This is a genomic window from Syntrophomonas sp. DTU019, assembly GCA_913757435.1.
In the GTDB taxonomy this organism is placed as follows: domain Bacteria; phylum Bacillota; class Syntrophomonadia; order Syntrophomonadales; family Syntrophomonadaceae; genus DTU019.
Genome location: CAJYDM010000001.1, coordinates 965457 through 980005 on the forward strand (window position 1 = coordinate 965457; position 14549 = coordinate 980005).

11 protein-coding genes are annotated in these 14549 nt (G+C 51.5%); 6 read left to right on the forward strand and 5 right to left on the reverse strand.

The features are described 5' to 3' along the window. The first annotated feature begins 6 nt into the window (after positions 1–6). The 3 genes from AC15IQ_RS04925 (at position 7) to AC15IQ_RS04935 (ending at position 2796) form a co-directional block, all read left to right on the forward strand. Positions 7–1293 (forward strand): Glu/Leu/Phe/Val family dehydrogenase, encoded by a 1287-nt coding sequence (locus tag AC15IQ_RS04925; protein WP_483177559.1) that lies wholly within the window; start codon positions 7–9, stop codon positions 1291–1293. A gap of 174 nt (positions 1294–1467) precedes the next feature. Beyond that, positions 1468–2574 (forward strand): YedE family putative selenium transporter, encoded by a 1107-nt coding sequence (gene yedE, locus AC15IQ_RS04930; RefSeq protein ID WP_483177560.1) that lies wholly within the window; start codon positions 1468–1470, stop codon positions 2572–2574. A 12-nt stretch (positions 2575–2586) separates the two neighbouring features. Continuing rightward, positions 2587–2796, forward strand: coding sequence for a sulfurtransferase TusA family protein (locus AC15IQ_RS04935; protein ID WP_483177561.1), 210 nt, complete (start codon positions 2587–2589; stop codon positions 2794–2796). Positions 2797–2935: 139 nt separating this feature from the next. Here AC15IQ_RS04935 and AC15IQ_RS04940 read toward each other — a convergent pair whose 3' ends face one another. The 4 genes from AC15IQ_RS04940 to AC15IQ_RS04955 all read right to left on the reverse strand — a co-directional run bounded on the left by AC15IQ_RS04940 (position 2936) and on the right by AC15IQ_RS04955 (position 8376). After that, positions 2936–3859, reverse strand: a complete 924-nt coding sequence (locus tag AC15IQ_RS04940; protein ID WP_483177562.1) for a formate/nitrite transporter family protein — start codon at positions 3857–3859, stop codon at positions 2936–2938. 102 nt (positions 3860–3961) lie between these two features. Next, complete coding sequence (fdhF, locus tag AC15IQ_RS04945) at positions 3962–6664, reverse strand: formate dehydrogenase subunit alpha (RefSeq protein WP_483177563.1); 2703 nt, start codon at positions 6662–6664, stop codon at positions 3962–3964. Between the two features lie 18 nt (positions 6665–6682). Next, positions 6683–7903, reverse strand: a complete 1221-nt coding sequence (gene nuoF / locus AC15IQ_RS04950; protein WP_483177564.1) for an NADH-quinone oxidoreductase subunit NuoF — start codon at positions 7901–7903, stop codon at positions 6683–6685. A gap of 26 nt (positions 7904–7929) precedes the next feature. Next, positions 7930–8376 carry an NADH-quinone oxidoreductase subunit NuoE family protein gene (locus tag AC15IQ_RS04955; RefSeq protein WP_483177565.1) on the reverse strand — a complete coding sequence of 149 codons (447 nt, stop codon included), beginning with the start codon at positions 8374–8376 and terminating at the stop codon, positions 7930–7932. A gap of 508 nt (positions 8377–8884) precedes the next feature. On the opposite strand from AC15IQ_RS04955, the gene AC15IQ_RS04960 reads away from it, so the two are divergent. Then, positions 8885–9451, forward strand: coding sequence for a hypothetical protein (locus tag AC15IQ_RS04960; protein WP_483177566.1), 567 nt, complete (start codon positions 8885–8887; stop codon positions 9449–9451). 180 nt (positions 9452–9631) lie between these two features. Here the strand turns inward: AC15IQ_RS04960 and AC15IQ_RS04965 are convergent, their stop codons facing one another. Beyond that, positions 9632–9832 (reverse strand): cold-shock protein, encoded by a 201-nt coding sequence (locus AC15IQ_RS04965; RefSeq protein ID WP_483177567.1) that lies wholly within the window; start codon positions 9830–9832, stop codon positions 9632–9634. A 277-nt stretch (positions 9833–10109) separates the two neighbouring features. Here AC15IQ_RS04965 and AC15IQ_RS04970 point away from each other — a divergent pair, with 277 nt between their 5' ends. Further along, positions 10110–11213: an efflux RND transporter periplasmic adaptor subunit gene (locus tag AC15IQ_RS04970; protein WP_483177568.1), complete on the forward strand. Its 1104-nt coding sequence runs from the start codon at positions 10110–10112 to the stop codon at positions 11211–11213. 3 nt (positions 11214–11216) lie between these two features. Beyond that, positions 11217–14300: an efflux RND transporter permease subunit gene (locus AC15IQ_RS04975; RefSeq protein WP_483177569.1), complete on the forward strand. Its 3084-nt coding sequence runs from the start codon at positions 11217–11219 to the stop codon at positions 14298–14300. The last annotated feature ends 249 nt before the right edge of the window (positions 14301–14549 follow it).

Sequence of the window (14549 nt, forward strand, 5' to 3'; positions counted from 1 at the left end):
ATTCAGATGAGCGAAAAAAGTTATAATCCTTTTGTTAATGCGCAGGCACAATTCGATAAGGTGGCACAGATGATCGAACTGGACGAGGCCACCCAGGCTCTCCTGCGGCAGCCGGCGATGGAATATCATTTCCTTATCCCGGTGCGCATGGATGACGGCACTACCAAGGTTTTTCAAGGTTATCGTGTGCAGCATAATGATGCTAGAGGCCCAGCCAAAGGCGGTATCCGTTTCCACCCCAACGAAACCGCTGATACGGTACGTGCCCTGGCTATGTGGATGACCTGGAAATGTGCAGTCGTCGATATACCCCTGGGGGGTGGAAAAGGCGGAGTCGTCTGTGATCCTCGCAATTTGAGCAAGAATGAGCAGGAAAGACTGTGCCGCGGCTGGGTACGAAAAGTGGCGCGCGATGTTGGACCTGATATCGATGTTCCGGCACCAGACGTTATGACCAATGCCCAGCATATGCTGTGGATGCTGGATGAGTATGAAACTATACATGGGGGCAGATACCCCGGTTTTATCACCGGCAAACCGGTGGGCATGGGCGGATCTTTAGGCCGGACCGAAGCCACCGGATATGGGCTGATATATACGGTACGTGAAGCCCTGAAAGAAATGGGCATCAAGCCTGAGGAGACCTGCGCCAGCTTCCAGGGATTCGGCAATGTAGCCCAGTATGCGACTGAATTATACTGCAAGCTAGGTGGGAAGACCATAGCCATCTCCTGTTGGGATAACACTGATAAGAAGTCCTATACTGTCAAATGTGAAGACGGTCTCGACTGTGCCAAATTGATGGCTATCACCGATGCCTTTGGCAGCATACAAAAAGAACAGGCCAAAGCTATAGGATGTGAGATTTTGGAAGGCGATGCCTGGCTGGAGCAGGATGTGGATATACTCTTCCCGGCAGCTCTGGAAAGCCAGATAACCATCGAGAATGTACACAAAATCAAACCAACGGTTAAAATAATAGCTGAAGGAGCCAATGGACCAACCACCCCAGATGCAGATGAAGTGATCAAAGAGAGGGGCATCTTCTTAATACCAGACTTCTTAGCCAACGCCGGCGGGGTGACCTGCAGTTACTTCGAACAGGTACAGTCCAATTCCAATTTCTACTGGGAGAAGGACGAAGTTTTACAGAAGCTGGATGCTAAAATGACTGCCGCTTTCCGTGCGGTCAGCGATTTGGCTAAAAAGAACAATCTCTATATGCGCGATGCCGCTTATGTGATATCCATCAACCGTGTAGCCCAAGCCGTGAAGATGCGAGGCTGGGTGTAGCGAACAACCCTAATAGATAAAAACTAGATTGCACCTCCTGATCAGGGGGTGCTTTTTTACTTATAACCTCAGAGCGTTTTTTATATACTGGGGAGGAATATCGGACTAAACCGCGAATATAACTATTGGTAATAAACCACATAATAAATAATTATTGAAATGGGGGTAACGGGTTTGGAGCGGGACAAATGGTTGGTGTTAGGAACTGGTGTGCTTATCGGGCTAATCGCGGTAGTTTTGGTCAAGCTGGGCAACCCGCCCAACATGGGCTTTTGCGTAGCTTGTTTTCAGCGCGACATCGCCGGGGCTTTGGGGCTGCACCAGACTGCCGTGGTGCAGTACATGCGCCCGGAGATCATAGGGATGGTTTTAGGGGCACTCCTGGCTGCACTCTTTGCCGGTGAGTATAAGAGCCGGGGCGGTTCTGCCACTCTGTTGCGTTTTTTCATGGGCGTCTTTATGATGGTGGGGGCATTGGTCTTTTTGGGCTGTCCGCTGCGCGACATCCTGCGTATGGCCGGAGGAGACTATAATGCGTTAGTAGGCCTACTAGGTTTTATAGTCGGGGTGGGCAGCGGAGTATTTTTCCTCAAGCAGGGCTTCGACTTAGGCCGGGCCAAAATCAGCGCTTCGCCCCTGGGAGGATTGCTGATGCCAATCCTGATGCTGTTTTTTCTCTATCTGTTGCTTAAAGGTACGGTATTTAATGCGGCTGCGGGCGGACCGCTATTTTTCAGCCAGAAGGGCCCGGGCAGCATGCACGCCGCCTTGTTGTACAGCCTGGGGGCCGGACTGATAGTAGGAGTCCTGGCCCAGCGCAGCCGCCTCTGCTTAAGCGGCGGCATCAGAGATTTCCTCTTGATTAAAGACCATACTCTATTGTTAGGCTTTATAGGGGTATTCATCGGTGCTTTGGCCTTAAACATCGGTTGGGGCTATTTCAAAACCGGTTTTGCTGGGCAGCCTATTGCACATAGCAATCATATCTGGAACTTCCTGGGCTTATACCTGGTGGGATTGACTGCAACCCTGCTGGGGGGATGCCCCTTGCGCCAGCTGATTCTGTCCGGCCAGGGCGATATGGATGCCGGTGCGGTAGTGATCGGCATGATTGTCGGAGCTGGTTTCATTCACAATTTCGGCCTGGCCAGTTCAGCCATGGCAGCGGCGACGGCAACATCTCCGGCAAGTATCGGAGGTCCCAATCTGTTCGGCCAGATTGCCTGTGTGGCAGCTATCATAGCTATGTTGATAATCGGTTATACATATCGAGAAGAATAGGGGGTGCTGGTGGTGGAGAAGCTTGACGTGCGGGGATTAAGCTGTCCCATTCCGGTTGTTAAGACCAAGAAGATGATCGACCAGGGCGTGGCTAACATATTGATCACAGGAGACAGTGCGGTATCGCGGGAAAATGTTAGCAAACTGGCCCGATCGTATGGATATAGTGTCACCATGAATGTTGATGACAAAAACAACTGGGAGATGGAGATCAGGAAATAACCGAGAGGGAGAGAGACCGAAGAAGACGGATTCACAGGAAACATCCATCAACAGGTCAGCCGATTGATCGAGTTGCGCCGGAGCACGAAAAGAGGCGGGGGCAAGACCCCCGCCTCTTGGATATTACGGTCAACAAAAACTATGCTGCGGTTGATTTATCTTTGGCAACCGGAGCGTCTTTTTTCAGGTAGGAAAACCAGTACAGTGAACCCACCATAATTGAACCGCCCACGATGTTACCCAGGGTCACCGGGATGAGGTTGTTCATTATAAACTGCTTCCAGGTGAACACATTGGTTACCGCCAGCTTGAAGGCTGCAATGGCTTCAGGGCTGCCGGCACTCGCTGCGGCTACGTCTACGATAGCCGGGATCTGAGCTACCAACAGGCCCATGGGGATGAAGAACATATTGGCAACGCTATGCTCGAACCCGCTGGCGACGAAGGCCATAATGGGGAAGAAGATACCGAACACTTTGCCAACCACGTCTTTGCTGGCCAGAGCCAACCAGACCGCCATACATACCAGCCAGTTACAGAGTATCCCCCGGAAAAATGCTGCGCTCCAGGTCAACTCCAGTTTACCTTTGGCTACTGCCAGGGCTTTGGCCCCTACGGCGCCTTTGAACAAGCCTACTGAGGCGGCACCATCCGGTCCGACCCCATAAAAACCGCCCGCTACGATGTAAACTAACAACAGTGAACCAACAAAGTTGGCTATCCACACCACAACCCAGTTCTTCAATAGGTCTCCCCAGGAACAGGAACCGTTCATGGCCCCGATCATCATAAACATGTTGTTGCCGGTAAACAATTCGGCTCCGCCGATAACCACCATCATCAAGCCGGTGCTGAACACGGCGCCGAACATAAACTGGCCTAAGCCGTTACCCAGGAACTTGGGTATGTCGTTGCCGATAACTGTGGCCAGGTTGGCACCGAAGCCGATGTAGGCACCGGCCAGGATGCCCAGGATAAACAACTTGCCGAACGACAGCTTGGACTTGGCCGCGCTGATGTTGCAGGCATTGCCTGCTACTTCTCCAGGAGCGAAACAATTCATGTACAAATTTCCCCTTCCTTTTTGTGTTTGGCGCTTTGGAAAGCGCTAACAGATAATCCCTAAATGTTTATCTGGCATCAGCTGCAGTATTCTGCGAGCCTGCTAGATTTTCTCTACTTTACAAGCCGAAACCTTGTATTCTGGTATCTTTGCTACCGGGTCCAGGAATTCTGAACTGGTCAGCCAATTGGCAGCTGTTTCAGCGAAATGGAAGGTCATAAATACAACCTGAGGCGCAACTATGTTGCTCACTTTGGCCTTGATATCCAGACCGCCGCGACGGGTTGAGATTCTGACCATATCACCATCTTTGATTCCTTTGGCAGCAGCTGTTTCCGGATTGATCTCCAATTCGGCAGCCGGTTTATGAGCATCCAATGCTGATGCCCGGCGAGTCATGGTACCGGTGTGATAATGGAATAGACTGCGTCCGGTAGTGAGAATCAAGGGATACTCTTCATCAGGCTGTTCACCGGGGGGAATATAGTCGATAGCGGTGAAAGCCCCTTTGCCTCTGCTGAAGTTGCCGTCTTTGTGCAGGAATGGTGTGCCCGGATGCTCCTCGGTGGGACAGGGCCACTGCAGACCGCCCTTCTCCAGTCGGGCATAATTGATACCCGCATAGGACGGAGTGAGTGCACGCATCTCTTCGTAGATTTCTTCAGCGCCGCTATAACTCATAGGATAGCCCATACGGGTGGCGATTTCACAGATGATCTCCCAATCAGCACGGGCTTGCCCGGGGGTGGATACAGCCTTGCGAACTCGCTGGACCCTTCTTTCGGTGTTGCTGAAGGTGCCGTCCTTTTCTGCGAAGCAGGCTCCCGGCAATACCACATCGGCATACTTGGCGGTTTCAGTCAAAAATATGTCCTGCACTACCAAAAAGTCGAGTTTTTCCAGAGCTTCTTCCACATGCTGAAGATCGGGATCGCTCATCATGGGGTTCTCACCAAAGACATACAAGGCTTTCATTTCACCATGGTGAGCCTTATTGATAACTTCAGTTAAAACCAATCCGTTCTCAGCCGGCAGACTCACGCCCCAGGCTTGTTCGAATTTGGTCCGTACGGCTTCATTGGTGACAGCCTGATAAGCTGTATAAACCACCGGGAGAGCGCCCATATCACATGCACCCTGTACATTGTTCTGCCCGCGTAAGGGGTCAACGCCAGTACCCGGGCGTCCGATATTTCCGGTCAGCATGGCCAGGTTACAGACTGATTTAACATTGTCGGTGCCAGTGCGATGCTGGGTAAGACCCATGGCATAACAGATTGCGGCATTTCCGCTCTGGGCGTAGATGCGCGCTGCGGCCCGAATGCTCTCCGCGGGTACGCCGGTGATCGGTTCAACGTATTCAGGAGTGTATTTCTCAACTATGGCTGCCATGGCTTCATAACCCTCGGTGTGTTCCTCTATGAAGGTTTGGTCTGCCAGACCTTCGCTGATAATCACATTCATCAGGGCATTTACTAAAGCTACGTCTGAACCGGGCAAATGCGGCATATAGACATCAGCGATTTCGGCCAGATCGGTGCGGCGTGGATCGGCAACGATCAGTTTGGCTCCGTTATACAGCTTGTTTTGCTTTATCTTCATCCCAATAACAGGATGATTCTCGGTGGTATTCGATCCAATAACAAATATGCAGTCAGCGTCTTTTTCCAGTTCTCCGATGGAATTGGTCATTGCTCCGCTTCCGAATGCTGCCCCCAGACCGGCGACAGTAACGGAGTGTCAGAGACGGGCGCAATGATCGACGTTATTGGTTCCCAGGACGGCTCGGGTGAATTTCTGTGCCAGGTAGTTCTCCTCATTGGTAACGCGAGCAGAACTGAACATAGCAATGGTATCAGGTCCGTGCTGGGCTTTGATGTCACCTAGGCGCTTGGCCACCAGATCCAGGGCTTCATCCCAGCTGGCTTCCCTAAATTCGCCGTTTTCCTTGATCAGCGGGGTAGTGAGACGATCTGGAGAATTGATGAAATCCCATCCAAACCGGCCTTTAACGCACAGTGCGCCTTTGTTGACCGGACTGCCTTCCAGAGTGCGGTTGGAAGTAACCCCGACCACCTTGTCATCCTTGACATTCAGTTCCAGGGTGCATCCGGTTCCGCAATAGGTGCAGGTGGTGAGAACCTTATCCACTTCATAGGATCTGCCTAGGCCGGCACTGACCTTGCTAGTTAAGGCTCCTACCGGGCATACCATCACACATTGCCCGCAGAATACGCAGGGGGAATCGGCCAAATCGCCGTCAAAAGCTGTGGAGATCTTGGCATTATGGCCGCGGTTTTTGACATTTATGGCCCGGGCCACAGTGATGTCTTCACAAGCTCGGACACAGCGAGTGCACATGATGCATTTGTTATAATCCCTCTCCAGGAAAGGATTGGGATCGTCAATCGGATATACGTGGCGTCCGCCATCTTCAAAACGGCTTTCTTTTATACCGTACTGATAACAATAGTCTTGGAACTTGCAGTCACCGTTCTTTTCGCATACCTGGCAGTTAAAATCATGCCGTGCTGCCAAAAGCTCTAAAGTTACCTTTCGGGCTTCTACGATAGCCGGACTCTCGGTTTCCACCACCATGCCATTTTCAGCCGGGGCCACACAGGAGGCCACAAATAAGGGGCGTCCTTTGACTTCCACCAGGCACATGCGGCAGGAACCTGCCAAACGCAGATCCGGGTCATAGCATAATGTGGGAATGGGTATACCAGCAGCCTGACAGGCATCCAGAACAGTGCTGCCTTTGGGAGTTTGTATTTCTCTGCCATTTATGGTCAGAGTGATCATGGCTTTCCCTCCTTTCCGTTAGATTTGCAGTCTGGCCTGATATTCCGAGTTGAAATGCTCCATGGTGGTCAAGATGGGTCCAGGAGCTGCCTGTCCTAGTCCACACAGACACGCCTTGGTCATTACCCGGGACAGCAGCGCCAGTTTATCCAAATCTGCCGGGGCCGCTTGGCCGTTGTTAATTTTTTTCATTATCTCGTAGGCACGGAAAGTGCCTTCTCTACAGGGATTGCATTTTCCGCAAGACTCATGTTCAAAGAATTTGGAAATACGAGTTACGATATCGACTATATCGCGGGTCTCGTCCATGACTAAAACTGCGCCGGTGCCCAGTGTTGCCCCAATATTTCTCATAGAGTCTGCGTCTATCGGTGTATCCAGTAATGATTCGGGTATAAATCCTCCTGAGGTACCGCCGATCTGTACAGCCTTGAATTTCTTGCCTCCGCGAATCCCTCCGCCAAATTCAAAAATTACTTCGCGGATGGTAGTGTTGGTCGGCACTTCGATGGGAATACGATTGACCACATCACCGGTTAAGGTCAAAACCTTGGTCCCCGGGTAGCTTGGCGTTCCGATGGAAGCAAACCACTCTCCCCCCTGCATCACAATATCAGGCAGATTGGCAAAAGTTTCGACATTGTTAACCACCGTGGGTTTGGCCCATAATCCGGAAACACCCGGAAATGGCGGCTTAAAACGTGGTTCGCCGCGGTGGCCTTCTATTGACTCGATCAAGGCGGTTTCTTCACCACATACATAGGCGCCGCCGCCCATGCGGACCTCAATATCAAAATCCCCTAAAACTCCGTTGTCTCTGGCCTGATCGATGGCACGACGCAGCAAGTCCACAACATAGGGATACTCTCCTCTGCAATAGATATAACCTTGATTAGAATTGATGGCATGACCACATATGGCCATTCCTTCCAGCAAACGTTGGGGATCTTTTTCCACGATGGTACGGTCTTTGTAGGTCCCTGGTTCCCCTTCGTCCAGGTTGCATACTACATATTTGACCGGTGCTTCGGGAACGAAGCTCCATTTCATGCCTGCGTTAAAACCTGCTCCGCCGCGGCCCCTGAGGTTTGATTTTTTTACTTCGGCGATCAAATCCTGGCGAGACATACTGCGGGCTTTTTCTAGAGCTTTATAACCGCCGGCCTGCAAGTAATCCTCAATCTTTTCAGGGTTGATCTGGTCGGCGTTGCGCAGTACGATGCGCATCTCTTTAGCCATCTTATTATCCCTCCCTTCTCACTAAGCTACTGGCAAAGGGCTAGCACAGTTGGTACTTGTTCCGGATTCATGTCTATATAAGGTATGCTGTTAATGGTGATAACTGGAGTTCCCTGACATTGTCCTACACATTCGGTTAATTCCAGGGTGAATTTACCGTCTGCAGTGGTTTCGCCAACTTTGATTCCCAGAGCATCTTCAAAGGCCTTGATGAGAATATCGGCGCCAGCTATGTGACATGGCGCGCTTTCGCACATACGGATAATATACTGACCCCTTTTTGCGACGGAGAGGTAAGAATAGAATGTTGCCACTCCGAATGCCTGTGCAGCAGAAATCCCAAAGACCTGCGCTGCAAATTCAACCGCTTCTTCTGGAAGATAGTTATATTCCCTCTGTACAGCGTGATAGGCCTCTATAATCCCCCCGGGTTTGTCCTTGTAAGAAGTGATAATATCCTGGATGGTAGCCACCTTTTCACCTCCTTTCACAGTGATAAAGACATCAGATAACCACTGTCTTCTGATGTCAGTCTACAGTAAATACTACTTCGTGATATTTTTAAAAATACCTGCATTAATGGCGCACTTTATCGACAATAATCAAAGACTTAGGCGAAAAACCAATATAGATTGGATAGGCTGGGGAAATACGGATAAAAACCCTGTATCAATAAGGATAATGCTATCAAAAAGTGACAGGAGTGACAGGGGAAGTGACAGGGAAGTGACACAAGGGGAACGGTTTCAACCGTCCCCCTTGGAAATGACAGGGCAGTTCTGTGACTTACAAACCGTTATCCTGGTCCAATAATATACGTTAAAGGAATAATTCGTTGCTAGGGATTACATAAGGCATTTTAAGACTTTTTTACGTCTAATAGTTATGGGCAATTGACAAGCTGATCAGTTATTATAAGATGCAGACATATACCGACTTGTAATAGACCTTTATTAAATGGAGAGGGAGCGAGGAAAAACCTTGAAACAGTTAAGGAAAATAGTGGTCATAACGTTGTTGTGTGGTGTTTTAATAACTGCTGCAGGGTGCGCCGAAAAGCCCGCGGAGACATTTGGCCCAAGTGCGGCATCGAATAACAGCGCAAATGTAGAATCACCCCCAGACACGGCTGCTACCCCGTCTGCATCTCAGCAGCCGGTCACGCCATCTAGTCCCCCCGCAGCCCCGGCTGTTATCGCTCCGCCGGCAACAAACGGGCAGACTGATAATGCTCAGCAAGCCAGTCTAATATTGGGCCGCGCCCGGGATGAATCAACTAAGCAGATTACACAGCCAGCCGCTAGTTTTAAAGCGGGAGAGCAATTCTATTTTGGATTCAATAATGGAACACCCTTCGGCAGTGATACCCTACATCTGCAATACGAATCAGCCTTGAACGGAGAGATATTGAACAAATACGCCATTAAAGTAAATCCTGATCAGAGTTATTATCAGGCTGTACTCTCCTTCAAGCAGCCCGGCCAGTACAAACTGGTTTTCATAGTTGAAGATACCGTTCGGGCCAGCCAGGTTTTCACTATAGAGTAGGACGCCAGCGGAACGGTCCTTGCCCTGCGCAGTTGCGCCAGGCAACACCAGTCTCCGCTGGTTGGCAAGCCGTGTTGTTTATTTTTATAAAATACTTGACTAAAGTTAGCTGGTCTGGGGTGAAGAGTAAAAAGCGGGACCCGGCTATAACCTGTGTCCCGCTTTTCCTATCTGAGCGGATTAGGAGACGATGTGCACGTTGGAAGCCTGCTGTCCTTTCGGGCCGGTAGTAACATCGAACTCCACCGTTTGACCCTCACTCAAGGTACGGAAGCCGCTGCTCTGAATGGCTGACTGATGCACAAAAACATCTTGCCCGGTTTCAGCCTCAATAAATCCGAATCCTTTACTGTCGCTAAACCATTTTACTTTACCGATCAATTAAAAATCCCTCCAAAAATCTAACCCGGGGCAGTGCCCCAAGTCTTTTATTGTCATGCCCCTGGTGTTTAGAGAACTCCAGGTCGACATAGACAAATCATGCCCTTTTAGGTCGAATATCATACCGTAATTTAAAACCAATTCGTCCTACTGAGTAGCATCAGGTTGGCAAATTATGGTCTCGTCTCAGATTGAAAAATTGCCTGCGCGAGGGAAGGTTGACCATGTTGCGGTGTGGAATATTAGAGGATAAAAAGTCGTCTGGGGGACGGGAATCATGCCATCTAAATGGAAAATAGGGTCGGTGCTGCTGATCGCCTTGCTGGTCTTAGGAGGTCTGGTAATATACAGGATAGAGGGACAGGCGGATACAGCGGCAGTCGATGCCGGGATGCAGGCGGTAAAAACCAGTCAGGTGGAACAGGTCAGCCGGCAGAATGCGTTGCGGCTTACTGGCACGGTCGATGCGGCCGAAAAAGCCTTGATTACAGCGCGAGTTGCAGGAATAATCGAGGCTCTCCCGGTTGACAACGGGGCCAGCATACAACCTGGCCAGACTCTGGCCCAGATCGATTCCCAGCCTTATAGCAATCTAGTGGAGGTAAGTCAGGCCAATCTGACTCAGGCCCAGGTCAAACTGGACAGCACTCGTTCCCTGCACGAAAGAGTAAGGCAGCTGTATGAAGCCGGAGCAGCGTCGACACAGGATTATGAAGATGCTCAAGCGGCATTGAGAGCGGCGCAAGCGGATGTGTCCAAAGCCCAGGCGGCATTGCACAACGCTCAACGTGATTTGGGCTATACTCGGGTGACCTCGCCGATTAGCGGGGTGGTTGCCAACCTTTCGGCCCTACGAGGACAAATGGTAGCTGTGGGCACTCCCTTAATGGAAGTTCACCACCTGGCTGAAGTGAATATTATAGTCGCGGTGGGCCAATCCGAGCTGGGGCAGATCAAGACCGGCATGGAAGCGGAAATAAGTGTGGATGCTTATGCGGAGCAAAGCTTCCGGGGTACTTTGGAAACTATCAACCCGGCGGCCAGTCCTCAGGCCCGGGTATTCCAGTGCAAAGTGAGGGTGCCCAACCCGGATGGGCTGCTGAAGGCTGGCATGTTCGCCAATGTGGTCATATACAGCGGTGAAGCGCGCACTGTGTTAAGTGTGCCGGAAAAAGCCTTGACTTCCAAACAGGGGCAGTTTTACGTGTTTGTGCCTGCGGAAAATACCGCTCATCTGGCCGCAGTGGAGATAGGGGAGATATTCGACGGCCGGGTGGAGATCATAAAAGGACTAGAAGCAGGCCAGGATGTGATCGTAAGCAATGTGAACCAGCTCAAGGAAGGTGACCATATCAAAATATTGCCGGATCAGGGGGTATAGGCCATGTTCTTGACCAATCTCAGCCTGAAACGCCCGGTTCTGGCAACAGTAACCATCATTGCTTTAATCGCCTTAGGGCTTTTCAGTTATTTTCAACTGGATATCAATGACTGGCCGGAACTGGAGTTCCCCTTCGTGACTGTGACCATTATGCAGCCCGGGGCTTCTCCGGAACAAATGGAAGCCAATGTAGCTGTCAAAGTAGAGGAAGCTATTGCGCAGATCTCCGGGGTTAAGCATATCTATGCCCAGACCCACGAAAGCGTGGCCATGGTGTGGGCGGAGTTTGCCCTGGAGACTGATGGTCAAACTGCCGCCCAGGATGTACGTGACAAACTGGCTTCCATCCGCAATGAATTGCCCCAGGACATAGAGGAGCCAGTAACCTCCCGCTATGATCCCACCCAGGCCCCGATCATGTCATTAGCCGTTACCGGGGATAATTCTCTGCTGGAGCGGAGCCAGCTGGTGGAGCAAGTGATTAAGCCTCGCCTGGAGACGGTATCCGGGGTGGGGATGGTAGAAGTGGCCGGTAATGAGGAGCGGGAGATACATATTGACCTGAATGCAGACCGCCTCAACGCCTATGCGGTCAGCCCGGCCGAAGTAGCAGCGGCGCTGCAGCGCGGCAATGTGGAAGTCCCAGCCGGCAACCTCAATGACCAGGGCCGCGCAATATCGGTGCGCACCGCCGGGGAAATGGACAGCCTGGAGGAATTTGGAGACATTCCCGTGGTCAACCGGGCGGGTCAATGGATCAGGGTGAAAGATGTAGCCCAGGTCAGGGATAGTATCAAGAGCCCGGAGAGCCGCGCCTTCTATCAGGGACAGCCGGTTGTCGGCCTGAACATAATCAAGCAGTCCGGTAACAACACGGTGCGTATCGCGGATGACCTGCAGGCTGCCATCACTTCACTTAACCAGGAGCTGCCCGATGGGGTAAGAATCAGCCTGGTGAGAGACAATTCGGTGCGGGTGCGGGCTTCGGTCAATAATGTGATTATGACCCTCTTTGAAGGCAGTCTTCTAGCGGTATTGACGGTGTTCCTATTCTTGCGCAACTGGCGCAGCACCCTGATTGGTGCCCTAGCCATCCCCACCTCGATCATAACCACCTTTGTGATGATTTGGTTCCTGGACTTCAGTCTGAATACCATGTCCCTGATAGCTTTGTCACTGTCAGTGGGACTGCTCATCGACGATGCCATCGTTGTCATAGAAAATATTGTCCGCCATATGCATCAGGGCAAGATGCCCCTGCAGGCTGCCCGCGATGCCACCTCGGAGATCGGCCTGGCGGTTATGGCCACCACTTTCACGGTCATTGCGGTTTTCCTGCCGGTAGGCATGATGACCGGCATGGTGGGACAGTTTTTCAAACAATTCGGCCTTACCGTGATTTTCAGCTTGTTGATATCTCTGCTGGTTTCTTTCACTTTGGTGCCATTGTTAAGTTCGCGCTATCTAAATAGCGGTGACGTTGAATATCGAGGGCCGCTGGGGAAAATTCTGGCCACCTTCAATGGGGGCTTCGAGTGGTTTAAAGCTCAGTATGCGGTGCTGCTGGACTGGGCCCTGCTGCATCGCTGGCAGACCCTGGCGGTCGCGGGCTTGTTGTTTTTTAGCAGTCTGTCAGTGATACCTTTCATGGGGTCGAGCTTCGTGCCTAACAGCGACTTTGGGGAATTCAGCGTTGTGCTGGATTTGGATTCCGGACTGACGCTGGATGCTGCCGCCCAATCAGTACAATCGGCCGATTCGGTCATACGCAGTCATCCTGAGGTCACCAGCACCTATATTACCACTTCGGCGGAGAATTCCCGGATTTTCGTGCAACTGACCGACAAAAGTCAGCGTGAACCAGGGGTGGAAGATATCGCTGCCGAGTTGCGCCGCGAGCTGCAGAGCCAGCCCGGATATACCGCCAGCATGCTTTTTTACAATGCTATTGCCGAACAATATGCCTGGGATTACCGCATTCAGGGGGATGATATGCGCTTGATGGCAGGGTATGCCGAAGCAGCCCAGCGCATTTTGGAGAGCATTCCCGGGGTGGTCGATATATCCAACAGCTACCGGGAAGGGACCCCTGAGACCAGGCTGGAAGTGGATAAGCAGCGAGCCGGCGATTTGGGGATCAGTCCCGGCTACATCGGCGATACACTGTATACCCTGTTGACCGGCAAGATAGTGACTCAGTACAAAGAGGATGAGGAACGCATCAATGTACGCCTGCAGTTGGATGAATCACAGCGGCGCAGCTTATCCGACCTGGGGCGGATCTATCTACCCAGCGAGAATGGCAATGTGGCCTTAAGCCAGGTGACCAGGGAGGTTTTCGCCACCTCGCCGCGGAGTATCGAGCGCTTCGACCGTTCCCGGGAGATCGCTTTGAACGGAAATTTGCGCGGGATTTCATTGGGGGCCTTTAATAAGGAGTTTGCTGAGCGGGCCGAACAGGAACTAAAGCTGCCAGCCGGCTATCGGTTCTATGCCGGGGGTGACGCAGAACGCATGGGGGACGCCTTCAGTTCGTTGGCTTTGGCCATGGTGATGGGGATACTGTTCATATTCCTGATTCTGGCAGCCCAGTTCGAAAGCTATATCGATCCTTTCTCTATCATGTTCTCCCTGCCCCTGGCAATCGTCGGTGCCATTATTGGGTTGTTCCTTATGGGCAGCGAACTGAGCCTGGTGTCCATGATCGCCGTTATTCTGTTAATGGGCTTGGTTACCAAAAACGCCATACTCTTGATCGATTTCACCAAACAAGCCCGGGCTCGGGGATTGGAGCGCAATCAAGCCCTGCGCGAGGCTGCGGCCACCCGTCTGCGCCCTATACTCATGACCTCGACTGCAATGATATTGGGGATGGTGCCGGTAGCCATGTCCTTGGGTGCAGGCTCTGAATGGCGGGCTCCCATGGCCCATGCCACCATCGGCGGGCTGATCACTTCCACGCTCTTAACACTGGTGGTGGTGCCGGTGATCTATACCCTGTTGGATGATCTTCTTCAAGGCAGTCAGCCTAAACGGCTTCCTGCTGAAACAGCCTCAACAGATAATGATCTGGATGCTGGCATTTGAGCACTTTGAACCTGGGGTACCGGGGGCAGGCACTTTTGCCTAATTACAAGCCACGATTACGATGTTTGCTTGGAACGGGGAATCAGACCAGCACAGGCATAAATGGGATTGTTTTGGCCCTTACACCCCCAAACCGGACATCAGAACAGCTGATAGCAGGACATTGACAAAGGCTGGCAGAGGTTATTATATATTTCCCGCGGAGGATTAATAACCGCAATTGTCAAATATACTAGCACAAGCCAGGAT

What these genes read in the sequence shown, in the direction of transcription:
- AC15IQ_RS04925 (WP_483177559.1), top strand. Translation starts at nt 7, where the DNA reads ATGAGCGAAAAAAGTTATAATCCTTTTGTTAATGCGCAGGCACAATTC.
- AC15IQ_RS04940 (WP_483177562.1), bottom strand. Translation starts at nt 3,859, where the DNA reads ATGAATTGTTTCGCTCCTGGAGAAGTAGCAGGCAATGCCTGCAACATC.
- nuoF (WP_483177564.1), bottom strand. Translation starts at nt 7,903, where the DNA reads ATGGCTAAAGAGATGCGCATCGTACTGCGCAACGCCGACCAGATCAAC.
- AC15IQ_RS04970 (WP_483177568.1), top strand. Translation starts at nt 10,110, where the DNA reads ATGCCATCTAAATGGAAAATAGGGTCGGTGCTGCTGATCGCCTTGCTG.
- AC15IQ_RS04975 (WP_483177569.1), top strand. Translation starts at nt 11,217, where the DNA reads ATGTTCTTGACCAATCTCAGCCTGAAACGCCCGGTTCTGGCAACAGTA.